The 23413-nt window shown below is 42.7% G+C and carries 22 protein-coding genes and 1 other annotated feature; of the genes, 2 read left to right on the top strand and 20 right to left on the bottom strand.

Features of this window, described 5'->3' with window-relative positions; all coding sequences use genetic code 11:
• Window positions 1–14: 14 nt before the first annotated feature.
• The 6 genes from rpsG to LKD41_RS05550 form a co-directional block, all read right to left on the bottom strand.
• Window positions 15–485 (bottom strand): 30S ribosomal protein S7, encoded by a 471-nt coding sequence (rpsG, locus tag LKD41_RS05575; protein WP_207659146.1) that lies wholly within the window; start codon window positions 483–485, stop codon window positions 15–17.
• A gap of 191 nt (window positions 486–676) precedes the next feature.
• Complete coding sequence (rpsL, locus tag LKD41_RS05570) at window positions 677–1096, bottom strand: 30S ribosomal protein S12 (protein WP_022242941.1); 420 nt, start codon at window positions 1094–1096, stop codon at window positions 677–679.
• A gap of 494 nt (window positions 1097–1590) precedes the next feature.
• Window positions 1591–2253, bottom strand: coding sequence for a DNA/RNA nuclease SfsA (gene sfsA, locus LKD41_RS05565; protein WP_227700654.1), 663 nt, complete (start codon window positions 2251–2253; stop codon window positions 1591–1593).
• A gap of 38 nt (window positions 2254–2291) precedes the next feature.
• Entirely contained in the window at window positions 2292–2774 is a 483-nt protein-coding gene (locus tag LKD41_RS05560) for a GNAT family N-acetyltransferase (RefSeq protein WP_118088088.1), read from the bottom strand.
• A gap of 278 nt (window positions 2775–3052) precedes the next feature.
• Entirely contained in the window at window positions 3053–3817 is a 765-nt protein-coding gene (locus tag LKD41_RS05555; RefSeq protein ID WP_022242937.1) for a hypothetical protein, read from the bottom strand.
• 146 nt (window positions 3818–3963) lie between these two features.
• Complete coding sequence (locus tag LKD41_RS05550; RefSeq protein WP_227700653.1) at window positions 3964–5049, bottom strand: serine/threonine protein kinase; 1086 nt, start codon at window positions 5047–5049, stop codon at window positions 3964–3966.
• Window positions 5050–5142: 93 nt separating this feature from the next.
• On the opposite strand from LKD41_RS05550, the gene LKD41_RS05545 reads away from it, so the two are divergent.
• Window positions 5143–5565, top strand: coding sequence for a hypothetical protein (locus LKD41_RS05545; protein WP_022242935.1), 423 nt, complete (start codon window positions 5143–5145; stop codon window positions 5563–5565).
• A gap of 3 nt (window positions 5566–5568) precedes the next feature.
• Here the strand turns inward: LKD41_RS05545 and LKD41_RS05540 are convergent, their stop codons facing one another.
• The 13 genes from LKD41_RS05540 to rpmG form a co-directional block, all read right to left on the bottom strand.
• A complete protein-coding gene (locus LKD41_RS05540) occupies window positions 5569–6720 on the bottom strand; it encodes a glycerate kinase family protein (protein WP_227700652.1) in 1152 nt (383 codons plus the stop codon).
• Window positions 6721–6852: 132 nt separating this feature from the next.
• Window positions 6853–10524, bottom strand: coding sequence for a DNA-directed RNA polymerase subunit beta' (rpoC, locus tag LKD41_RS05535; protein WP_022242933.1), 3672 nt, complete (start codon window positions 10522–10524; stop codon window positions 6853–6855).
• Between the two features lie 20 nt (window positions 10525–10544).
• Window positions 10545–14402 (bottom strand): DNA-directed RNA polymerase subunit beta, encoded by a 3858-nt coding sequence (gene rpoB, locus LKD41_RS05530; RefSeq protein ID WP_022242932.1) that lies wholly within the window; start codon window positions 14400–14402, stop codon window positions 10545–10547.
• Between the two features lie 364 nt (window positions 14403–14766).
• Window positions 14767–15921: a DUF4179 domain-containing protein gene (locus LKD41_RS05525; RefSeq protein ID WP_227700651.1), complete on the bottom strand. Its 1155-nt coding sequence runs from the start codon at window positions 15919–15921 to the stop codon at window positions 14767–14769.
• 4 nt (window positions 15922–15925) lie between these two features.
• Complete coding sequence (locus tag LKD41_RS05520; RefSeq protein WP_227700650.1) at window positions 15926–16477, bottom strand: sigma-70 family RNA polymerase sigma factor; 552 nt, start codon at window positions 16475–16477, stop codon at window positions 15926–15928.
• Window positions 16478–16643: 166 nt separating this feature from the next.
• Complete coding sequence (locus tag LKD41_RS05515; protein ID WP_022242929.1) at window positions 16644–16964, bottom strand: hypothetical protein; 321 nt, start codon at window positions 16962–16964, stop codon at window positions 16644–16646.
• A 162-nt stretch (window positions 16965–17126) separates the two neighbouring features.
• The gene (gene rplL, locus LKD41_RS05510) at window positions 17127–17501 is read right to left on the bottom strand and encodes a 50S ribosomal protein L7/L12 (protein WP_117697286.1); all 375 of its coding nucleotides are present in this window, start codon (window positions 17499–17501) and stop codon (window positions 17127–17129) included.
• A 54-nt stretch (window positions 17502–17555) separates the two neighbouring features.
• Entirely contained in the window at window positions 17556–18131 is a 576-nt protein-coding gene (rplJ, locus tag LKD41_RS05505) for a 50S ribosomal protein L10 (RefSeq protein ID WP_227700649.1), read from the bottom strand.
• A 46-nt stretch (window positions 18132–18177) separates the two neighbouring features.
• Window positions 18178–18323: a sequence feature (ribosomal protein L10 leader region), on the bottom strand.
• Between the two features lie 34 nt (window positions 18324–18357).
• Window positions 18358–19050 carry a 50S ribosomal protein L1 gene (gene rplA / locus LKD41_RS05500; RefSeq protein ID WP_022242926.1) on the bottom strand — a complete coding sequence of 231 codons (693 nt, stop codon included), beginning with the start codon at window positions 19048–19050 and terminating at the stop codon, window positions 18358–18360.
• Between the two features lie 53 nt (window positions 19051–19103).
• Window positions 19104–19529 (bottom strand): 50S ribosomal protein L11, encoded by a 426-nt coding sequence (gene rplK, locus LKD41_RS05495; RefSeq protein WP_022242925.1) that lies wholly within the window; start codon window positions 19527–19529, stop codon window positions 19104–19106.
• A 15-nt stretch (window positions 19530–19544) separates the two neighbouring features.
• Window positions 19545–20063 carry a transcription termination/antitermination protein NusG gene (gene nusG / locus LKD41_RS05490; protein WP_022242924.1) on the bottom strand — a complete coding sequence of 173 codons (519 nt, stop codon included), beginning with the start codon at window positions 20061–20063 and terminating at the stop codon, window positions 19545–19547.
• A 17-nt stretch (window positions 20064–20080) separates the two neighbouring features.
• Window positions 20081–20290 carry a preprotein translocase subunit SecE gene (gene secE, locus LKD41_RS05485; RefSeq protein ID WP_022242923.1) on the bottom strand — a complete coding sequence of 70 codons (210 nt, stop codon included), beginning with the start codon at window positions 20288–20290 and terminating at the stop codon, window positions 20081–20083.
• A 45-nt stretch (window positions 20291–20335) separates the two neighbouring features.
• Window positions 20336–20485 carry a 50S ribosomal protein L33 gene (gene rpmG, locus LKD41_RS05480; RefSeq protein WP_117697288.1) on the bottom strand — a complete coding sequence of 50 codons (150 nt, stop codon included), beginning with the start codon at window positions 20483–20485 and terminating at the stop codon, window positions 20336–20338.
• A 308-nt stretch (window positions 20486–20793) separates the two neighbouring features.
• Here rpmG and fliD point away from each other — a divergent pair, with 308 nt between their 5' ends.
• Window positions 20794–22095, top strand: coding sequence for a flagellar filament capping protein FliD (gene fliD, locus LKD41_RS05475; protein ID WP_227700648.1), 1302 nt, complete (start codon window positions 20794–20796; stop codon window positions 22093–22095).
• A gap of 101 nt (window positions 22096–22196) precedes the next feature.
• Here fliD and LKD41_RS05470 read toward each other — a convergent pair whose 3' ends face one another.
• On the bottom strand, window positions 22197–23411 hold the full coding sequence (locus LKD41_RS05470; RefSeq protein ID WP_227700647.1) for a CgeB family protein: 1215 nt from the start codon (window positions 23409–23411) through the stop codon (window positions 22197–22199).
• Between the last annotated feature and the right edge of the window lie 2 nt (window positions 23412–23413).

The raw sequence follows: 23413 nt of genomic DNA, 5'->3' as shown, positions 1-23413 counted from the left end.
TGCTCTCGTTCTGATTAGAAACGATAGTGTGCAAAAGCTTTGTTTGCTTCTGCCATCTTGTGCATATCTTCTTTTTTCTTTACAGATGCACCAGTATTGTTTGCTGCATCCATGATCTCATTTGCCAGTCTTTCTTCCATTGTCTTCTCGCCTCTCTTGCGTGAAAACAGTGTAAGCCAACGAAGAGCCAGAGCCTGACGACGGTCCGGTCTAACTTCGATAGGCACCTGGTAAGTTGCTCCACCGATACGTCTAGCCTTTACCTCAAGTACTGGCATAACGTTGTTCATAGCTTCCTCGAATACTTCAAGAGCTGGTCTTTCAGTCTTCTCTGCAACTCTGTCAAATGCACCGTATACAATCTTCTGTGCAATACCTTTCTTACCATCTAACATAATGTTGTTGATAAGCTTGGTAACCACTTTGTTATTGTACATCGGATCTGCTAATACGTCTCTTTTCTGAGTATGTCCTTTACGTGGCACGTTACTTCCCTCCTTAATCATGTTTTGCATCACAGGTCATTGTGCCTGTCATGTAGTATTTGTTTCGATTAATTCAACGGTACTCACATGTGTCTCTCTAAAATGTGTTCGTGCGGAAATATATCGTATGTGACAATAATTCCAACACTTACCTTTAGCTCTGTTTGTGATACTATTGGTGTACGCTAAGCTTATTTAGCGTCTTTTGGTCTCTTAGCGCCGTATTTGGAACGAGCCTGTTTTCTGTTAGCGACTCCTGCTGTATCAAGAGTTCCACGGATAATATGGTATCTTGTACCTGGTAAGTCCTTAACACGACCACCACGGATAAGAACAACACTATGTTCCTGTAAGTTGTGTCCCTCTCCTGGAATGTAGCTTGTTACTTCGATTCCGTTGGAAAGACGAACTCTGGCGATCTTTCTAAGAGCTGAGTTAGGTTTTTTAGGTGTAGCTGTCTTAACAGCGGTACAAACACCTCTCTTCTGAGGAGCAGAAGTATCAGTTGCTTTCTTCTTTAAAGAATTGTAGCCCTTCTGAAGTGCAGGTGCAGTAGACTTCTTAACAGATGTCTGACGTCCTTTTCTTACTAACTGGTTAAATGTTGGCATTATTTTCACCTCCTGTGCTATTATTTGATAAATGTGCATTTGTATGCACACTAATTCAGTATATAAGCCGATTCGCCACTTGTCAAGCAAATTTTTCGTGCAAGCTACGAGCCAGAGAAAAAAAGAAGGCTTTCAGCTGTTCAAATTTATTTGATAACGGCTGAAAGCTTTCTTTTTGATGTGGCGACAGCCACGACTGAGATGGAGCGCAGCGGAATCGAAGTTCTCTGGCTCGCTGGCTGAGGCTTTCTGATGATGTGGCGACAGCCATACTTCCATGCAGCGTCAGCGGAATCGAAGTTGCGGTTCTCGTTCTTATGCCTGAATCTTTCCGTTCATGTGGCGACAGCCATACTTCCATGCAGCGTCAGCGGAATCGAGGTTCTCTGGCTCGCCGGCTAAATCTTTCCTTCCAACCTCACCGGCTTCCTTACCTCTATCAGATTTCCATCTAAATCATAGAAGCGCACTACCTTTTCTTTATACCACATTTTTTACTCCCGCTGCTCCACTACTCTGAGGCTGTCCTTTTCCACCTTGCACATAAGAAACAATACTTTTACGCCTGCTGCCCGCGCTTCTTCTAACGCATCTTTAAACTCCGGGTGTGTCTCTTCATTTGCCCGGACTTCCGTTACGCCTTCCATCTGAATCACAAATGCCACAGCACATTCATAACCGGCTTTTTTTGCTCCAATCAATTCCCGTAAATGCTTTACCCCTCGCTCTGTTGGTGCATCGGGAAAATAACCGATTCCCTGCCGTTCTAAGGTACAGCCCTTTACTTCCATCAGATATTCCTGCATCCCTTTCTTCATATAGAAATCAATTCTGGAATTTCCATATTTATACTCCGGTTTCACTACATCATAATTCTGTGTTTCAAGCCATTCCTTTGCCACCTTATTCGGTGCCTGACTGTCAATATTTATTAAGCCAAAATTTTCTTTATAGACCGCAATCAGATCATAGGCTGTCTTTCGTGCCGGATTGTCTGCCACTTCCAGATAAACTTCCGCATCCGGAAGCAGCAGTTCCCGGCACCGCCCGGTATTCTTTACATGTACTGTCTGAATCTCATCGTCAATCTTAACATGGGCTATAAAACGATTCGGGCGGTCTACAAAGCTTCCTTTTACTACTTTTTTATATTTCAATATTCTGCCTCATTTCGTTTTTATAAGATATTCCATTTTTAAAAAGTCAGACGCATCTTGTTCCACACCACGTTTCCATGAGTAGATTCCGATACGCCTTCATTTTCAAAACCAAATTTCGCATAGTAATGTATCAGCTTATCCTTGCAGGTCAGCACCAGCCCTTTTCTTCCCTGGGCTTTTGCATCTGCAATAGCTCTTTTTAATAGCTGCTCTGCCAGACCGCATCTTCGATATGCCGGGATGGTATTCACACCGAAAATCATCTGCCAGTCACCCTGTTCCTCATGCAGGTCTGCTTTTTCATACATTTCATCTGTAAGGTCTTTCTGATTACTCACCATGCCATCTACAAATGCCACCAGATGTCCCTCATTGAACATCAGCCAGAAATGGTCTTTATAATATTTTAGACGTTCTGCAAATTCTTCCCTTGTTGCTGCTTCTGCCGGCGGAAAACATTCTGTTTCCACTGCTGTAATTGCATCAATATCTTCCATCTGTGCGGTACGGATTGTCATTTTGAGTACTCCTTTTATAAGTTTTTATAACCTTTTATAACTTTTATATTCTTTTATAAGTCTTTATAACTTTTTATAACTTCTCATATTCACTGCAATTGTACCATAATTTTTTCTTAAATCAACGCGAACTTCTCCCGTTGTTATAATGCTTTCCAAATACATCGGATAAGAATATATTTTTTCACTATTCGCATAAGCTACAAGAAAAGCACAGCAGCCTTGCCCTCCTCAGGCACATCCTGTTGTGCTTTTCTATAATATTTCCGTAAATACTTTTATTCCTTTGCCGGCACCAGACGGATATTCACTCCACTTACCTTTAAATCCACACCATCACTGAATTCCACATTTTTCACTTCAGAAGTATAAAGACCATTTCCGTCATCCACACCAAATATCTCATTCATTCCACCGTCAAGCAGATTGGATGAACTGACATTTCCGGTTCCGTCCACCGCTGTCACCGTATAGGTTCCTGCCGGAAAATCTGTTCCTGCGGTATAGTTTCCACTGCCTAATTCTACCGCCTGAGATTCATCATATTCTCTTCCGGTCATGCCACCAGTCACTTCTGTATAGCTGACCTGTACAACTACATCTCCGGAAATATGAAATACTACATTTTCTTTCATCTTAAGTCCGTTAAAGGATGATTCGTAAAGATCATTTCCATCATCCACGCCGAACATCTCATTGACTCCACCCTTCAGAAGATTGGAGCTGTTTATATTTCCATTTCCACTGACTGCGGTAAGGTTACATTTTCCAACCGGCAAATCAATACCTGCGGTGTAATAACCTGCTCCAAGGGTATATTCTGTTTCTACAGCGGATAAATCTTCTTCCGGTTCTGCATCTTTTGCATCGGAGTCCTTTGTCTTTGCGTCTTTGTTATCCGTCTGCTCTGTACCGGCAACAGAATTCTTTTTCGAATCCTTTTTGTCACTTCCGCTGCCGCCTGCTGCAATTGCAAATACAACTACTACAATAATTACCCAAAACCACCATTTCTTATAAATCGGTTTCTTTACTTTTTCCATTTTCTTGCCTCCCGGTTTTTCATCATTCTTAAGTATGAAATCATCATATACGAGTCGGAAGGCTTTGTGGTATGCCGGCAGCATACATTTTCAGCCGTGTTCAAAATCGGAGGCATCTTTCATAGCCCGATAACTTTCGATATTTTCTATTTCAGCGGCAGACCAAGTAAGGTTATTTTTACATAGTTTTCCAGCTTCATGCCAAAATAAAAGATAGTAAGTGCCAGTATAATCCGGATTATAATCCGTACCGGCTTCTGCAGGGAGCGGATTCCCGGCACTTTGGTGTCCCACAAAAGGAAATTAAATCCAACCCCGCAGGATATCCACGCATAGATGAATACCGCAATTGCTTCCAGGCAAAAAGTCAATGGAGTCTTACCATACAGCATCAGAAACTGTATGCTTCCCACAATCAGAAATAGATATACAAAAACTGCCACTATCTCTTTCCAGACAACTCCGGTCCGGAATCCCGGAAGAATCGTTTTCTTTTTTACAGCACCAGGATTTTCTAATTTTAATGCCTCCCGAAGTTCCCCGGCATTCTGATAGCGGTTCTGCGGGTCAATCTCTATACATCTTTTTATCACATTACAAAATGGTTTCCGGGCAGTCAGATGCACATTGGGCAGTGTCCCCTCCAGCATCACATTCATAAGAACGCCCAGTGCATAAATATCTGCGGTTGCATCTGTCTGAAGGAAGCCATACTGCTCCGGAGATGCAAATCCTACGGTTCCAAGAATTGTCGTGTCTGCATTCTGATTTCGCTTACGTCTCCTTGCAATATCAAAATCCAGTAATTTTACAACTCCATCCGTAGAAATGAGAACATTTTTCGGAGAAATATCACGGTGTACGATTCCCTGTGCATGAATCTGCTCCAATGCTTCCAGTAACTGTCGGATATAATATTTTACAAGCTCCGGCGGCATAACGCCCTGCCGGTGCAGCTTCTCATCCAGTGTCTCACCGCTGATATATTCTTCTGTTACCATGCCGATGTCCTGCTGCTCTTCACAGCTTATAATCTTTGCAAGATGTGGACTCTCTAATTGCTGCAGTTTCCGGTAAACCGGAATACTGTCTTTTTGTATTGCTTTTTGAACCAGAATCTTTCCTGTGGCAGCATCCTGTATCAACCGGGTCTGATAGGGCGGCTGGCCCCCCAGTACGGTAAGCGGTATCTGCCGCTGCCGCCGAAAATCCTGATATAATTTTTCACTCATTTGTTATCACTTTTTCCTTTTCTACTTGAATTTTCATTCCCACAATTCTATGATAATCAATATCACTATAGCAGAAATGAGAGGATTCGCCAAATGAAAAAATCAACCCAGGAACTTTTAGATATTTTGAAAAACACACCTGCTTTCTCCAACTATGCAGAGCAGGAGGAAGCTGAGCTGATCGAGGTCTCACTTTCGGATTATCTGAACCGGTTGATTCAGGCAAAAAATCAAGACCTGCCTTCTCTCATCCGAAAAAGCGGTCTTGACCGTACTTACTGTTATCAGATTTTTGATGGGCGCAAACGTCCTTCCCGTGACAAAGTGCTCGCCCTCTGCTTTGCCATGGACCTATCCTTTACGGAAGTGCAGCAGCTTTTAAAAGCTACCGGCTATCCGATTCTCTATGCCCGCATGGAGCGGGACAGTGCGATTATTTTCTGCCTGCAAAGAAACTGTGCTCTTTCCGATGCCAATGAGCTGCTCTATGAACTAGGGTACGAAGGGCTGGCATAGAAATTATTTTATATAACAGTTCCCAATCAGCCGGAATACCTGCTCTGCCGTATAGCTCATATTCTCATATGCCACAGTCTTCTGCATGGCTTCTTCCAATGTCATCACACCTGGTAAAATTGGAAATGCTCCATCTACAAGCTGCATTTCATCCTGCACTTTCCGGACGCCCTGTGGTTCAATGCTGCCGGCAAATACCAGTACCATGCAGTCCTTTTCTTTTGCCCGCTTTGCAATTCCAACCGGCGCTTTTCCCATAGCAGTCTGTCCGTCAAATCTTCCTTCTCCGGTCACTACGATATCAGCTTCACTTAATTCTTTCTCCGGCAATACCGCATCTAATACTATCTCTACGCCCGGACGTAAATCCCCGCCCAGATAAGATGCAAATGCGAAGCCCAGTCCGCCTGCTGCTCCGGCTCCCGGCATGTTCCGGTTGTCTACGCCTAAAGCCTTTTCTGTTACATCAGCAAAATGAGCTAATGCCGCATCCAGTTTTACTACCATGGTCTCGTCTGCGCCCTTCTGTGGTGCAAACACAGCACTGGCTCCTGTTGTGCCACATAATGGATTGGTCACATCACAGGCTATTTCAAAAGTACATTCTTTTAGCCTCTTATCCAACGCCTCCGTATCTATCGTTTCCAGGTCTTTCAGTTCTGTTGCTCCAAATCCTATTTCGATTCCATCTTTTTTATAAAAATGACACACCAAAGCCTGCAGCATTCCGACACCGCCATCATTGGTGGCACTGCCGCCAATTCCAACGATAAACTTACGGCAGCCTCTATCCATGGCATGGCTTATCAGTTCCCCCACACCATAAGTAGTGGTTTCCATTGGATTTCGTTTATCCACCGGCACCAGTGGCAGTCCGGCGGCTTCTGCCATTTCAATGACTGCTGTTTTATCCGGCAGGATACCATACGCTGCCTCGACCTTCTGTCCAAGGGGACCTGTTACCGCTACCTTTTCCAGACTGCCTTGCAATCCGGTGGTCAGGGCTGTTACTGTTCCTTCTCCACCATCTGCAACCGGCTTTATCATAACTTCTGCTGTTGGTATTGCTTTTTTAATACCATCTTCCACTGCTTTTCCTGCCTCTAAGGAACTTAAGCTGCCTTTTAATGAATCTATTGCTACGATTACCTTCATTGGATTTTCCTCGTTTGTTTATTCTACCACCTGTATAAAAGCTTAAAAGAATCTCTAACTCGAAAGGGAAACTCCGGCCTATTAAGCCAGAGCTTCCCTTCCTGTATCTGCATCAGTTCTTCGAACCTTACATTATTCTTCTGTAGAAGCAGTTACTTCTTCTTTTGCTTCTGTCTCTTCGATTTCATCTGTCACAGGCGCCTCATCGAATCCGTCAAAATCATCAAAGGAGAGTTCTTCCTCTTCGTTTACATCTGTGTTCAGTTTGATGTTACGATAACGCTTCATACCAGTACCAGCCGGAATCAGCTTACCGATAATTACGTTCTCTTTCAGACCAATCAATGGGTCAATCTTGCCCTTGATAGCTGCTTCTGTCAGAACCTTAGTTGTCTCCTGGAAGGATGCTGCTGATAAGAAGGAGTTGGTTGCCAAAGATGCTTTGGTAATACCAAGTAATACCTGTTTACCTTCTGCCGGCTCTTTGCCTTCTTCCTCTAACTGCTCATTCATCTCTTCGTAATCCAGATTATCTACTAATGTTCCTGGCAGGAACTCAGAATCTCCGTTATTTTCAATGCGAATCTTCTTTAACATCTGACGTACGATAACCTCGATATGCTTATCGTTAATTTCAACACCCTGCAGACGATATACACGCTGTACTTCCTGAATCAGGTAATCCTGTACGGCACGTACGCCCTTAATCTTAAGGATATCGTGCGGATTTACAGAACCTTCGGTCAGCTCATCACCAGCCTCTAATACTGCTCCATCCATAATCTTAATTCTGGAACCGTAAGGAATCAGATAAGTCTTAGCCTCACCTGTTTCATTGTTTGTTACAATGATCTCACGTTTCTTCTTGGTATCTTTAATGGTTGCAACACCACCAAATTCTGTGATAATTGCAAGTCCCTTAGGCTTTCTTGCCTCAAACAACTCCTCGACACGAGGAAGACCCTGTGTAATATCGTCACCGGCAACACCACCGTTGTGGAATGTTCTCATGGTAAGCTGTGTACCAGGTTCTCCGATAGACTGAGCTGCGATAATACCAACCGCTTCACCAACCTGTACCGCCTGACCGGTAGCCATATTGCTTCCGTAACATTTTGCACAAACTCCAATGTGGGAACGGCAGGTAAGAATCGTACGGATTTTAACCTTGGTTAATGGTTCTCCATTCTCATCTACACCCTTGCTCATAATTGCTGCAGCACGTTTTGGTGTAATCATATGGTTTGCTTTTACAAGCACATTACCATCTTTATCGCAAATTGTCTCACAGGAGAATCTTCCTGTAATACGCTCTTCAAGACTTTCGATTTCTTCTTTTCCATCCATAAATGCTTTGACATACATACCAGGAATCTCTCTTCCTGTGCCTGCGCAGCAATCAGATTCACGGACAATCAGGTCCTGTGATACGTCTACCAGACGTCTGGTTAAGTAACCGGAATCGGCGGTACGTAACGCAGTATCGGACATACCTTTTCGGGCTCCATGTGCGGACATGAAGTACTCCAATACTTCAAGACCTTCACGGAAGTTTGATTTGATAGGCAGCTCGATTGTTCTACCGGTTGTATCAGCCATCAAACCACGCATACCTGCTAACTGTTTAATCTGTTTATCAGAACCACGGGCTCCGGAATCTGCCATCATGAAGATGTTGTTGTATTTATCCAGACCGGAAAGCAGTGCTTCTGTCAGCTCATCATCAGTCTCTTTCCATGTTTCAACAACTTCTTTGTAACGCTCTTCCTCTGTAATAAGACCACGTTTGTACTGTCTTGAAATGCGATCTACCGTATCCTGAGCCTTTGCAATCATTTCCGGTTTCTGAGGCGGTACCGTCATATCTGAAATAGATACGGTCATAGCTGCTCTTGTAGAGTACTTGTAACCCATGGACTTAATATCGTCTAATACCTCAGCGGTCTTGGTTGCTCCGTGTGTATTAATAACTTTTTCCAGAATCTGTTTTAACTGCTTCTTTGCTACATGGAAATCGATTTCCAGTACCAGTTCATTTTCAGGCTTGCTTCTGTCTACGAAACCTAAATCCTGAGGAATGATTTCATTGAAGATAAATCTTCCCAGTGTGGACTCAACGACACCAGTCTTAACAGTTCCATCCGGCATGGTCTTATGAACACGCACATGGATTCTGGAATGTAAGGTCAGTGCCTGGTTCTCATATGCCAGAATTGCTTCGTTTACACTCTTATAGTATCCGCCTTCTCCTAAGGAACCTGGTCTTTCCTGTGTCAGATAGTAGATACCAAGAACCATATCCTGTGAAGGAACGGCTACAGGACCTCCATCAGAAGGTTTTAACAGGTTGTTCGGTGAAAGCAGCATGAAACGACATTCTGCCTGTGCTTCCTGTGACAGTGGCAAATGGGCAGCCATCTGGTCTCCGTCGAAGTCGGCGTTGTATGCGGTACATACCAATGGGTGAAGCTTAATTGCTTTACCTTCTACCAGGATTGGCTCAAATGCCTGAATACCAAGTCTATGCAGTGTAGGAGCACGGTTCAGCATAACCGGATGCTCCTTGATGACATCTTCTAAGACATCCCAGACTTCCGACTGTAATCTTTCAACCATCTTCTTTGCACTCTTAATATTGTGTGCAGTTCCGTTTGCAACCAGCTCTTTCATAACAAACGGTTTAAACAGCTCGATTGCCATTTCTTTTGGCAGACCACACTGATAAATCTTAAGTTCCGGTCCTACGACGATAACGGAACGTCCAGAGTAGTCTACACGTTTTCCAAGAAGGTTCTGACGGAAACGTCCAGATTTACCTTTCAGCATATCGGACAAAGATTTCAGAGCACGGTTACCAGGTCCGGTTACCGGTCTTCCTCTTCTACCGTTGTCAATCAGGGCATCTACTGCTTCCTGCAGCATTCTCTTCTCGTTACGAACGATGATATCAGGTGCACCTAACTCTAATAATCTTCTCAGGCGGTTATTTCTATTGATAATTCTACGATATAAATCATTTAAATCGGATGTTGCAAAACGTCCGCCATCCAGCTGTACCATAGGTCGTAAGTCTGGTGGAATAACCGGGATAACGGTCATAATCATCCACTCCGGTTTATTTCCGGATTCACGGAAGGATTCTACAACTTCCAGTCTCTTGATGATTCTTGCACGTTTCTGGCCGGTAGCATCTTTTAATTCTGCTTTCAGCTCTGCTGCATCTTTCTCCAGGTCAATTGCCTGTAATAACTCAAGAATGGCTTCTGCACCCATTCCAACACGGAAAGAGCTGCCATATTTTTCCCTTGCATCCTGATATTCCTGCTCGGATAATACCTGCTTTACAGATAAATCTGTAGAACCTGCATCCAGTACGATATAGGAAGCAAAGTACAGAACCTTCTCCAATGTTCTTGGAGAAAGATCTAAGATTAATCCCATACGGGATGGAATTCCTTTGAAGTACCAGATATGGGATACCGGAGCTGCAAGCTCGATATGTCCCATACGCTCTCTACGAACGCTGGCTTTGGTGATTTCAACACCACAGCGGTCGCAGACAACACCTTTATAACGAATCTTTTTGTACTTACCACAATGACATTCCCAGTCTTTGCTCGGTCCAAAAATCTTCTCACAGAATAATCCGTCTTTTTCCGGTTTCAAAGTTCTATAGTTAATGGTCTCAGGTTTCTTAACTTCTCCTCTGGACCACTCTCTGATTTTCTCAGGTGATGCCAGACCAATCTGAATTGCATCAAACTGTATCGGCTGGTAAGTTTCCTGTTTTACTGTTCCTGGCATTAATGACACTCCCTTCCTATTTATTCTTCGTCAAGAACTTCATCGGCAGCATCGTCAAAATCGAAGCCTGCGTCATCATCCTCTTCCTCTTCTTCTACGTTGTTGAGTTCTCCACTCTCAGAATCAAATTCCTGTTTGGTAAAGCCCATCTTTCCGAAGGACTCGCTGTCTTCAAACGCGAAATCTTTATCGCCTGAGATAATGGAATTCAAATCTGTGTTACCATATTCGCTGGTCTCCATCAGTTCAACTTCGTTACGGTCTTCGTCTAATACTCTGACATCAAGACCAAGGGACTGAAGTTCTTTGAGAAGTACCTTGAAGGATTCTGGGATTCCCGGTTCAGGGATATTGTCACCCTTAATGATTGCTTCGTATGTCTTCACACGGCCAACCACGTCGTCGGACTTCACAGTCAGAATCTCCTGTAATGTGTAAGATGCACCATAAGCTTCCAGTGCCCAAACCTCCATCTCTCCGAAACGCTGTCCACCAAACTGAGCTTTACCACCCAGAGGCTGCTGCGTTACTAAGGAGTAAGGACCTGTAGAACGTGCATGAATCTTATCATCTACCAGATGATGCAGTTTCAGGTAATGCATGTGGCCAATGGTAACCGGTGAGTCAAATTCTTCTCCGGTACGTCCGTCACGAAGCTGAACCTTTCCGTCACGGGAAATCGGAACGCCCTTCCATAATTCTCTGTGGTCTCTGTTATCGGAAAGATACTGCATTACATCTTCACGCAATGTATCTTTATATTTTGCTTCAAATTCTTCCCAGGTGGAGTTGACATAATCATTTGCCAGTTCCAGGGTATCCTGAATATCAATCTCTCGTGCGCCGTCAAATACAGGAGTCTCAATGTTAAATCCAAGTGCTTTCGCTGCAAGACTTAAGTGAATCTCCAGGACCTGACCGATATTCATACGGGAAGGTACACCCAATGGGTTCAATACAATATCCAGTGGACGGCCGTTCGGCAGGAATGGCATATCTTCTACCGGAAGTACACGGGAAACAACACCCTTGTTACCATGACGTCCAGCCATCTTATCTCCAACGGAGATTTTTCTCTTCTGTGCAATGTAAATACGAACTGCCTGATTTACACCAGGGGATAATTCGTCACCATTTTCTCTTGTAAATACTTTCGCCTCTACAATGATACCATATTCACCATGTGGTACTTTTAAGGAAGTATCTCTTACTTCTCTTGCTTTCTCACCGAAGATGGCACGTAACAGTCTCTCTTCTGCGGTAAGCTCTGTCTCTCCCTTTGGAGTAACCTTACCTACCAGAATATCACCGGCACGAACTTCTGCACCGATACGGATGATTCCTCTTTCGTCAAGGTCTTTCAATGCATCATCGCCGACACCTGGAACGTCTCTTGTAATTTCTTCCGGTCCTAATTTGGTATCACGGGCTTCTGCTTCGTACTCTTCAATATGAACAGATGTATAAACATCATCCTGTACTAATCTTTCACTCAGAAGAACAGCATCCTCGTAGTTGTAACCTTCCCATGTCATGAATCCGATTAACGGGTTCTTTCCAAGAGCAAGCTCACCATTAGAGGTAGATGGTCCGTCAGCAATTACTTCGCCAGCTTCTACATGATCACCTTTGAACACGATTGGTCTCTGGTTGTAGCAGTTGGACTGGTTGCTTCGTGAGAACTTGGTCAGTTTGTATACGTCTCTTGTTCCATCATCATTCTTCACGGTAATCTGGTTTGACTCAGATTTCTCAATAGTACCGGATTTTTTTGCAACTACACATACACCGGAGTCTACTGCGGTCTTGGTTTCCATACCGGTTCCTACTACAGGAGCTTCTGTGGTAAGAAGAGGTACTGCCTGACGCTGCATGTTAGATCCCATCAGCGCACGGTTCGCATCATCGTTCTGCAAGAACGGAATCAATGCGGTAGCAACAGAGAATACCATCTTAGGAGATACGTCCATATAATCAAACATCTGCTTGTCATATTCCTGTGTCTCGTCTAAGTAACGGCCGGAAACGGAATTTCTTACGAAATGTCCTTCTTCATCCAGTTTTTCATTCGCCTGTGCTACATGGTAATTATCCTCTTCATCTGCGGTCATGTATACAACATCTTCTGTAACACGCGGATTCTTAGGATCTGTTTTATCAATCTTACGATATGGTGCCTCAATGAAACCATATTCGTTAATTCTTGCATAACATGCCAGTGAGTTGATAAGTCCGATGTTCGGTCCTTCAGGAGTCTCAATAGGGCACATTCTTCCGTAATGGGAGTAGTGTACGTCTCGAACCTCGAATCCGGCACGGTCTCTGGACAAACCACCTGGTCCTAATGCGGATAAACGTCTCTTATGTGTCAGCTCACCCAGCGGGTTGTTCTGATCCATGAACTGTGACAACTGGGAAGATCCGAAGAACTCTTTCACTGCTGCGGTTACCGGTTTGATATTAATCAGGCTCTGTGGAGAAATTCCTTCCTGATCCTGGGTGGTCATACGCTCACGAACCACACGTTCCATTCTGGAAAGTCCGATTCTGTACTGGTTCTGTAATAACTCACCTACGGCACGGATACGACGGTTGCCTAAGTGGTCAATATCGTCATCATTTCCAATGCCCCACTCCAAGTGCATATTGTAGTTAATGGATGCGAAAATATCTTCCTTGGTGATATGCTTCGGAACCAGTTCAGATACGTTTTTACGAATTGCTTCCTTGATATCTTCCAAGGATTCATTTTCATCCAGGATTTTCTTTAATGCCGGATAATATACCAGCTCAGTAATACCAACTTCCTTCGGTACTACATCAACATAGGTAGTGAGGTCTACCATCATATTAGAAAGAACTTTTTCATTTCTTTCTTCTGTAGCAATATATACTGCCGGAACAGCTGCGTTCTGAATCTCTTCTGCAAGCTCTCTGGTCAGCTCTGTTCCTTTTTCGATTACCTCTCCGGTAGTCTCAAGAACAACATCTTCAGCCAGCACTTTTCCGCGTAAACGGTTCTTAAATGCCAGCTTCTTGTTAAATTTATAACGGCCTACTTTTGCCAGGTCATAACGTCTTGGGTCGAAGAACATTGCGGTAATCAGGCTCTCTGCACTGTCAACAGAAAGAGGCTCGCCCGGACGAATCTTCTTATATAATTCCAGAAGACCTTCCTCGTAGCTTGTAGCAACGTCTTTTCCAAAAGATGCTAAAATCTTTGGCTCTTCACCAAATAAATCTATAATTTCCTGGTTGGTTCCCAGTCCTAATGCACGCAGTAATACTGTGATTGGCACTTTTCTGGTACGGTCAACACGTACATAGAAAATATCATTAGAGTCTGTTTCATACTCTAACCATGCTCCACGGTTCGGGATTACGGTACAGGAATAGAGTTCCTTACCTACTTTATCATGCGCAATGCCATAGTAAATACCAGGGGAACGAACCAACTGGCTTACGATAACACGCTCTGCTCCATTGATAACGAAGGTTCCTGTCTCTGTCATGAGAGGTAAATCGCCCATAAAAATCTCATGTTCATTAATTTCATCTGTTTCTTTGTTATACAGTCTGACTTTTACCTTCAAAGGAGCTGCATAAGTTGCGTCTCTCTGTTTACACTCCGGAATTGTATACTTCACATCATCCTCACATAATGTGAAATCCACAAATTCCAAGCTAAGATGTCCGCTATAATCCTCAATCGGAGAGATATCTGCAAACACTTCTTTCAGGCCCTCGTCTAAGAACCACTGATAAGAATCCTTCTGGACCTCAATCAGGTTTGGCATTTCCAATACCTCTTTTTGTCTTGAGTAACTCATACGTATGCCTTTTCCAGCCTTCACCGGACGTATTCTGTTTTTCTCCATTGACGTTTCACCTCTCGTTTTTTATTCTCAATCCACTAAATTTCAGCAAATTATATTCTTCGGGCTTCATTTCCTAAAAAAGGATATAGTAAAGCCACCTCACCACAATAGTGCAACGTATATGATACCACAAGTAGTTTTCTAAAGTCAAGCATTATTTTCGCACAATATGCATATATTTTTCAATATTGGGGAATAATTTTCATCCTCGCAGTGATGCAGCCTGCCATCTGCGTTTTTTATAGCTGCCTAACATCAGAAAAAGCAGCCATGAAATGCTTTTTTCTTTGCATCCCATAGTTGCTTTTTTCTTTATTTTTCTATTCTATTACATATTTCATTATCTATTTTATTGCTTCCGGTTTTATTTTAAGTCCACATCCAGTTCTGCAATACTTTCACCTGCACCATTTTTGTTGGTTACGGATATATGGATTGTACTCTCTCCATTATAAAGCAGCATAATCCGTTCACTCTGGCTTCCATCCTCATTTGGGGTAAACCGGCCGCCTAACCACCACATTGCATTGCCTGCTTCGTCGGTAATAAATATATCCGGGTCATTATGTGGGTCATTGTACGGTGCGCCGGTAATATCCGGGAGCTGCATGTCAACGATCAAGACGGCACCGGTTTTGATCACCTGACTTACTACAACACCATTGTCTTCTTTATTTACAGCGATGGTCTCATTCTTGGAAGTATCCACATGCACCGGGAAGGAGAGCTGCCAGTCTCCGCTTACTTTTGTGGTGGTCTGATATTCTCCATTTTCATCCCATGCATCGGAAAGATAGCCTTCCAAGGTGTCTATGCTCCAGGTTACGGTAAAATCTTTCAAGTCCGAAATATCAATCGGATTATCATTTTCATCAGTCAATGTTGATAAATCAATTTGTTCCATCTTCACATAGCTTCCGTCCTCTGCTTTTTCAAAAGGCTGCCCGATTGCCGACTGAATCAGGGTTTCATTGATAGAAACATTTTCCATCACCTTATCACGCTGCGGTCCCATTATCCAGTCCGATTCATTCAGTTCTGCATTGTCTGTGTTAAGGGTGGTTGTGTAGTAAAGCAGGTAACCATCGCAATACACATCCGAAACGCTTATCTTTACTCCACTCCGGTCTGTTTCCAGCACACACTGGTCATCCGAAACCAATTCCGTGGACTCTTTTCCAATAGTAGAATAGATATCAGAAAGTTCCTTTTCATCTTTATCTCCCTGTGTTGCGCCAATCAGTTTTCCGATTGTGTTGCTGTAGATGCTGTCTGCCAGTGCAGAATTAGAAAATCCCGCCACTCCCACTGCGACCGCGCAGGCTGCTGCCATTCCTGCCGCAATTTTTCTTATATTTTTATTTTTCTTATTCCTTGTTTCCATGTTCATACGTTTTACCTCCATCCGGATTCTCGTTTTATACCGTTCCTTTTCTTCGGAGGATAACTCTTCTACTTCATATTCCTTCAAATCAATTTCCGCATCATTTAACATTTCATAGATTTTATCGTCTTTCATCTCTTCATGCCTCCTTCTGTTTCAAATACATGTTTCTCATTTTCCGCTTTCCTCTGGATACCCGGTTGTAAATGACATCTCTCGGAAGTCCGGTATCTTCGCTTATCTGCTCTACAGATTCTTCCTCTACAAATAATTTCATAAATATTTTCCGGTCAAGGGGTTTCAGGCACAAAAGCAATTGTTCTACTTCACGGCTTAATTCCCCTTCTATCAGTTGTTCTAACATCCTGTCATTTTCCGCCGCTGTCACATCATCCATACAAAGCTGTTCCAAGTCCCGCTTATATTTTCTAAGATAGTCAATTGCTTCATACCGGGCAATAGCTGCCGCCCAGTTTTTGAAGTTGTTCTTCTTATCATCAAAGGATGCTGCGTGTTCCCAGATGGAAAGCAGCACATCGTTCATGCATTCTTCCTGTTTGTGTGGCATGGTAAATAAGTGTTTCCGGATGACCGCCTTAAGCAATCCACCATACATATCTATGACATAAATCAATGCTTCTTCATTATGCAATTGTAATTGCTGAATATAATTCTTCTCTGTTATCTTCATTGTTATCCTGCCTTTTGCTTCATGCACCATGGTTTGCATTTTTGCAGCTACACTTATTATTACGAATCTGATGTCTTAAATCTATCACTTTTATAAAAATATTTTCTATAAAGCAAAGAACCTTCCAGCATTTCTGCCGGAAGGTTCTTCTTGTTGATGTCTCATTCTACTGGAAGCTGTCCCAGTCTTTCTGCATAAACAAATATGTAATTAATGGGCACAATACTGCGCTGATGATACTTTTTACGACTCCAACCCCGCCAAAGATGTTGATTACCAGACCGATTGCTGCACATGCAATCATCAGATAGAATCCAACCTTCTTCTGTGCAAACAAAATCAGACCGGCACCTACGATAATAAGCACTTCTGCAATGAGGCTGACAATCAGCAGTGGCTGAATGAGCATTAACGGAATCATCATTACTCCGGAAATGATATTGATTACAAATACAATCCAGAGCCATACCTTAAGTCCTGTGTTCATAACTAATCTCCTGTTCTTATATTGTTTTCAAGTTACGCTACTATTATTACATATTTCCTTTTTTCGTCAATAGGTCTAAAGTCCTATAAACTACAAGAAAATCGGATCCATATTTCTATGAATCCGATTCCTATCATTTCTAATTCAGTTGTGAATCAAAAATTATTTTAATGTTACTTTAGCACCTTCAGCTTCTAATTTAGCTTTGATGTCATCAGCTGTAGCTTTGTCAGCCTGCTCTTTAACGATCTTAGGAGCGCCATCTACTAAGTCTTTAGCTTCTTTTAAGCCTAAGCCAGTAGCTTCACGAACTACTTTGATAACCTTAACTTTGTTTGGTCCAACTTCTGTTAACTCTACGTCAAACTCAGTCTTCTCTTCTGCTGCTGCTGCGTCCCCACCTGCTGCTGCAACTACAACGCCTGCTGCTGCGGATACACCGAACTCTTCTTCACAAGCTTTTACTAATTCATTTAACTCTAATACGCTTAACTCTTTGATAGCGTCAATCATCTCAGCTGTTGTTAATTTAGCCATTTTAATTTACCTCCGTTTTTGGTTTTGTTTTCAATAAATTGATTGGTTTGCAGATTATTCTGCTGCTGGAGTTTCCTCTGCAGGAGCTTCTACTGGAGCTTCTTCTGCAGGTGCTGCCTCTTCTGCCTTAACTTCTACGTCTGCTGCGCCGCCTTTTTCAGCGATCTGATTAATAACACGAGCGAAGTTTGTAATAGGAGACTGAATACTTCCAAGGAATTTGGAAAGTAATTCTTCTCTGGATGGGATTGTAGCGATTGCTTTCATTCCATCTGCATCATAGAAGGTTCCTTCTACTACGCCGGCTTTAATCTCAAGTGCAGGAGCTGTCTTTGCAAATTTAGCAATTACTCTTGCAGGTGCTGTTGCATCTGTTGTTGAAATTGCGAATGCGTTTGGTCCTTCCAATACGTCGGAAAGGCTTTCGAAATCAGTTCCTTTGATTGCAAAATTAACTAATGTATTCTTATATACTTTATAAGCAACACCAGCTTCTCTTAACTGCTTACGCAGCTGAGTATCTTCTGCAACGGTAAGTCCACGGTAGTCAACGACTACTACTGACTGTGCATCTTTAATCTGCTCAGAAATTTCCTGTACGATAGGCTGTTTAAGTTCTACTTTTGCCACGAATCGTGCACCTCCTTCTTTATTTTTCATCTTGCGAAAGACAGGTACATTACCTAAAAAATCCTCTCTGTGGAAGACAGAGAGGATTTGAAATCTCATTTACAAATACATAAGTATCTGCATTTCCTCGGTAGGTTCTCTACGGTTACGCCTTACGGCACCTACTGTCTTCGGCAATATGCTTTGCTATTATAGCAATTAATATCTTGGATGTCAATAACAAAAACTAAACAAGCTTCAGTGGGTTGATTTTTACACCCGGTCCCATGGTAGGAGCTACAGAAACGCTCTTCATGTACTGACCTTTTAATGTAGCCGGTTTTGCTTTGTTTACGGCATCAATAAGAGTCTGGAAGTTGTCCGCTAATTGTTCTTCACTAAAGGATGCTTTTCCAATTGGCACATGGATAATATTTGCTTTGTCTAATCTATACTCGATTTTTCCGGCTTTGATATCGTTTACTGCCTTGGTAACGTCCATAGTAACAGTTCCAGCTTTTGGGTTTGGCATTAAGCCCTTCGGTCCAAGTACACGACCAAGACGTCCAACAACACCCATCATATCAGGAGTTGCAACAACAACGTCGAAGTCAAGCCATCCTTCGTTCTGAATCTTCGGAATCAATTCCTCTCCACCAACGAAATCAGCACCTGCTGCCTGAGCCTCGTCTAATTTGGTTCCCTTTGCGAATACTAATACTTTTACAGCTTTACCAGTTCCGTGTGGTAATACAACTGCACCACGGATCTGCTGATCTGCGTGACGTCCGTCACATCCGGTACGAATGTGAACTTCGATAGTCTCATCAAATTTTGCAACGGCTGCTTTCTTTGCAAGTCCGATTGCTTCTGCCGGATCATATAAAGTTGCTCTATCAATTGATTTTGCAGCTTCTAAATATTTCTTTCCTCTTTTCATTCTAAATAACCTCCTGTGGTATTATCGGGAGTGGTACCCTCCCACGTTTCCATTTAGTCCTCTACTTCGATTCCCATACTTCTTGCTGTTCCTGCGATCATGCTCATTGCAGCTTCAACAGATGCAGCATTTAAGTCTGGCATTTTCAGCTCAGCGATTTCCTGAAGCTTAGCTTTAGAAATCTTTGCAACTTTTGTCTTGTTCGGAGTTGCAGATGCACTCTTTAAGTTGCAGGCCTTTTTCAGCAGTACTGCTGCTGGAGGAGTTTTTGTAATGAAGCTGAAGCTTCTGTCTGCGTAAACAGTGATAACTACAGGAACGATTGTATCTCCCATATCTGCTGTTTTTGCATTAAACTGTTTTGTGAATTCCACAATATTCACACCATGCTGACCTAAAGCAGGTCCAACAGGTGGTGCCGGAGTTGCTTTGCCGGCAGGAATCTGCAATTTGATATATCCTTCTACTTTCTTTGCCATTTGAGGTTGCCTCCTTTAATTCATCTTCTTTACATCTGAAAAACTAATCTCGACCGGAGTCTCCCGGCCAAATAAATCCACATTAATCGTACAAATCTGTTTTCCGTGATCCATACGCTGGATAACACCGATGGTGTCCTTCCACACACCACCGATTACAACGACGGTATCGCCTTCATCGAAATCTACGACAATGTTGTCTGACTTGATTCCCAGTGGTCTCATTTCAGCGTCAGTGAGTGGTACCGGCTTAGATCCCGGTCCAACAAATCCGGTTACGCCTCTGGTATTTCTTACCACATACCAGGTATCATCATTCATGACCATATTGATAAGCACATATCCCGGGAACATTTTCTTCTGAACCTGCTTTTTCGCACCGTTCTTAAGCTCGACAACATCCTGCATCGGTACTCTGACTTCGAGTATCTGCTCTTCTAAATGCCGGTTCTCGATTGCCTTATCGATGTTCGCTTTGACCTTATTCTCATAACCTGAATAGGTATGAACTACATACCAGTGTGCCTCTGCCATAATCACCTATGCCTCCATTATAAATTCACTAGAAAATTCACACCGTACTGGATGATTGTATCCAGAAGTGTAATTATCAGACCAAGTACAACTGACACAATAACAACTGCTGTTGTCTGACGGGCAAGTGATTCTTTTGTAGGCCAAATGATTTTTTTGAATTCAGCCTTAAGACCGGCGAACCAGCTCTCTTTTACTGCTGTGTTCTTGTTTTCGGTTTCTCCCATTTTGTCACTTCCTTTTCTTTTTGCTCATTGTCACGCATTCACAAATTATTTTGTTTCTTTGTGTAATGTATGAGTCTTGCAGAATCTACAATACTTCTTTGTCTCCATTCTGTCTGGATGAGCTTTCTTGTCTTTTGTCATGTTGTAATTACGCTGCTTGCATTCTGTGCATGCTAATGTAATCTTTGTGCGCACAACTTCCACCTCCATTACTTTCTTTGTGTTTTCTATGCCTATTTTTAGGCATAAAAAAAAGACTTACTTCCAAGCTAGTCTATGATAGCACAAACCACATGGAGCGTCAACTCTTTTTTCACATTCTCTGTAAACTTGTAATCCAGTACATATATTACCACAAAATCTAGCGTTTTTGCAACATTTTTTGTATATCTTGTAGATGACTTTTTCTTATTTTTATGCTATATTAGATATGTATAAATGGATTTTACTATACCCGGCATCAAGAAGATGCACATTTCATGGAAGAAAGGAGGGGGTTATTTATGGCATCTGCTATTCTTGATAATATGTATAACTATTATCTTACAACTTATGGCAAGTCTACCGTTTCCCGGTATGATTCCCACAAGAAGAGTGAGTTGCGCTCTGTTTACAATAATATTGTAAAAATCAATAAAGAATCCCCTCTTTACAAAATAAAAGATTCTGCTGATGCACAGAAGTTTGCTATCGATATCAAAGAGCATGCCCGTGATTTAAAAAATGTCATTGCTTCTTTATCCACCGGTGACAGTCTTGCAGAGGCTTTTCAGAAAAAAATTGCCGTCTCTGACCAGAATGATATCGTTGATGCAGATTATGTTGGAAACGGAGATTCCGACGAGAATACCAACAGCTTTCAGATGGAAATTAAGAAGCTTGCTTCTCCGCAGTTAAACTACGGTAATTACTTAAAGGATGACCAGCTTGCTTTTAAACCAGGCAGTTATTCCTTTGATCTGAATACCAGCAGTGCTTCCTATGAGTTCCAGTTCAATGTAAATCCAGATGATACCAACCGGAGTGTCCAGGATAAGCTGGCAAAGCTTTTCAATACTGCCAGCATTGGCATTCACGCAGATGTTAAAGAAGACGACTCCGGCCACAGTGCCCTGGTCTTAACTTCCAGAAAAACCGGTCTTAAGGATGACGAAGATTTTCTGTTCCAGATTCTGCCGGGAACTTCCAACGAATCCATACAGGCAATGGATAAGCTTGGTATTAACAAGGTTACGGATGCAGCTTCCAATTCCGTTTTTCTGTTAAACGGTATGGAACACAGTTCCTATTCCAATACATTTACCATCAACAATACTTTTGAAGTACACCTGAAAGCAGTCAGCCCGGAAGGCAGACCTGCTACCCTTGGTTTTAAAGCAAATGTGGATGCCGTTGCCGATAATATTCAGGAACTGGTGGATTCCTATAATTCCATGGTGGATACCGCTAATGAATACCGCGAGTCGCAGCCGACCAGCCAGAAGCTGCTTTCTGATATGAGCGGTGTTGCACAGCATTTTAAAAATGATTTTGAAGCCATCGGACTTATTATAAATTCTGATTCTACTATTTCCGTTGACCGGGATTTACTGGCGGACGCTGTCGAATCGGATGATGCCGCCGAGAGTTTCCATGTATTAAACCGCTTTAAGAATGCCTTAAGTGCAAAAGCCAACCAGGCTTCCTTAAATCCGATGCAGTACGTGGACAAAGTAATTGTTGCTTACAAGAACCCGGGCAAGAATTTTGCCACACCTTATATTACGTCTATGTACTCTGGTTTGATGCTGGATAAATATTTATAAGACCTGACTTTTACATGTGGGAAAAATCAGGTCTTATTTTTTTGCTGCCGGTGGCAGGTTATGTTCTTTATTTTGCGAAGCTGGTGCTTTGTGTATCTCTTCTACTCCTCCCCAATCTTTTCCAATATAAACTTCAGACGTTTCCGATAGCTGCAGCAGTTCTTCACTTTCTCATAACCGTTCTTTGCTATCTGCTGCCGTTCTTCCTCATGGGTAAGATAGTAGCTGCACTTTTCTACCAGTTCTGCTTCGGATTCAAAGCAAGCCAAATCTTTTCCAATTTCAAAATAATCCGGTAATTCTGCCTGATAATTGGTCAACAGGAATCCACCTGCACCAAGTACATCAAAAATCCGTAGAGGCAGCCCGCTCTTGATATTCGGAATCGTAAAATTAAGATTGATTTTCGAATAGCGGAATACCTTCGGCATCTCCGACCAATAATCTACTGAGCCGCAATTCTTTACCCGAAGCAAAGTATCTCCGCCTGTATTTGTATAAAGGTTTACCGGGAATTTAGCCACCAGTGCCAGCAATGCACGCTGCCGCTGCAAAGAAGCAGTTTTAAATCCAAGCACCGTTGTTGCAAATACCAGCCCCAGATCAGAAAAAGAATCCTTCGATTTCTTCAGTTCAAAATATTCCGATACACGCTCTAAGATATCCGCAGTCAACATCGGTTCGATTATATTGCCGCCGCTGATATTAAGCTGTGCCTCCATGACAGCATCAAAATAACCCCGCAAATATTCCGGGAACCTTGTTTCCAGTTCATCATAGCTGTTCTTCTCATATAAATTTCCTACAAAAGAAATCCCGCCTGCAAAATCCCGCACCGAATGTTTTGAGGCATTCCCACTATCTGTTTCTGCCAACTGCATTTTATCCATAGTATCCTGTGCAAATAGCTCATCCAGCCGGTCCGTATCCACTGCCAGCGGCAGATGCCAGATATGTTTTACGCCCATTCCCTTGAATTCCAGATAATTGGTCTTATCAAAGAGGAAGAAATAATTGCAGTCCAAGAATACATTCTTGTGATACATGCTAAGCAGCGGGCTGTCACAGCTCCAGGATACATACTTTATCCCCATCTGCTGACATACTCCGGAAATCACTGCAAAATAATTCACCGTAAAGACAAAGTCATAGTTTTTCTGCTGCAAGATGCCATGCAAACGTGCCGCAAACACTCCATCCTCATCATAGCTTTCCAGTTCCTGCTCAATTACATCCACCTGATGTTCCATGGATTGGAATGTTGCAATGATGTCTATGTAGTTGTAGGAATTCCAGCGATAAACCAAAATATTCATGG

The sequence above is a fragment of the Roseburia sp. CLA-AA-H209 genome, assembly GCF_020687575.1.
In the GTDB taxonomy this organism is placed as follows: Bacteria; Bacillota; Clostridia; order Lachnospirales; family Lachnospiraceae; genus Roseburia_C; species Roseburia_C amylophila.
Note: the sequence above shows the minus strand (reverse complement) of the source record. Positions and strands in the feature narration are given on the sequence as shown.

Coding starts and splice junctions, on each gene's coding strand:
- LKD41_RS05515 (WP_022242929.1), bottom strand. CDS start 16,964: ATGAACACAGGACTTAAGGTATGGCTCTGGATTGTATTTGTAATCAAT.
- rpoB (WP_022242932.1), bottom strand. CDS start 14,402: ATGGAGAAAAACAGAATACGTCCGGTGAAGGCTGGAAAAGGCATACGT.
- LKD41_RS05545 (WP_022242935.1), top strand. CDS start 5,143: ATGAAAAAATCAACCCAGGAACTTTTAGATATTTTGAAAAACACACCT.
- rpoC (WP_022242933.1), bottom strand. CDS start 10,524: ATGCCAGGAACAGTAAAACAGGAAACTTACCAGCCGATACAGTTTGAT.
- rpsL (WP_022242941.1), bottom strand. CDS start 1,096: ATGCCAACATTTAACCAGTTAGTAAGAAAAGGACGTCAGACATCTGTT.
- LKD41_RS05550 (WP_227700653.1), bottom strand. CDS start 5,049: ATGAGTGAAAAATTATATCAGGATTTTCGGCGGCAGCGGCAGATACCG.
- LKD41_RS05525 (WP_227700651.1), bottom strand. CDS start 15,921: ATGAAAGACGATAAAATCTATGAAATGTTAAATGATGCGGAAATTGAT.
- LKD41_RS05560 (WP_118088088.1), bottom strand. CDS start 2,774: ATGACAATCCGTACCGCACAGATGGAAGATATTGATGCAATTACAGCA.
- secE (WP_022242923.1), bottom strand. CDS start 20,290: ATGGGAGAAACCGAAAACAAGAACACAGCAGTAAAAGAGAGCTGGTTC.
- LKD41_RS05470 (WP_227700647.1), bottom strand. CDS start 23,411: ATGAATATTTTGGTTTATCGCTGGAATTCCTACAACTACATAGACATC.
- fliD (WP_227700648.1), top strand. CDS start 20,794: ATGGCATCTGCTATTCTTGATAATATGTATAACTATTATCTTACAACT.
- rplL (WP_117697286.1), bottom strand. CDS start 17,501: ATGGCTAAATTAACAACAGCTGAGATGATTGACGCTATCAAAGAGTTA.
- LKD41_RS05520 (WP_227700650.1), bottom strand. CDS start 16,477: ATGAAGATAACAGAGAAGAATTATATTCAGCAATTACAATTGCATAAT.
- nusG (WP_022242924.1), bottom strand. CDS start 20,063: ATGGCAGAGGCACACTGGTATGTAGTTCATACCTATTCAGGTTATGAG.
- rplA (WP_022242926.1), bottom strand. CDS start 19,050: ATGAAAAGAGGAAAGAAATATTTAGAAGCTGCAAAATCAATTGATAGA.
- LKD41_RS05540 (WP_227700652.1), bottom strand. CDS start 6,720: ATGAAGGTAATCGTAGCAATAGATTCATTAAAAGGCAGCTTAAGTTCC.
- LKD41_RS05555 (WP_022242937.1), bottom strand. CDS start 3,817: ATGGAAAAAGTAAAGAAACCGATTTATAAGAAATGGTGGTTTTGGGTA.
- rplK (WP_022242925.1), bottom strand. CDS start 19,529: ATGGCAAAGAAAGTAGAAGGATATATCAAATTGCAGATTCCTGCCGGC.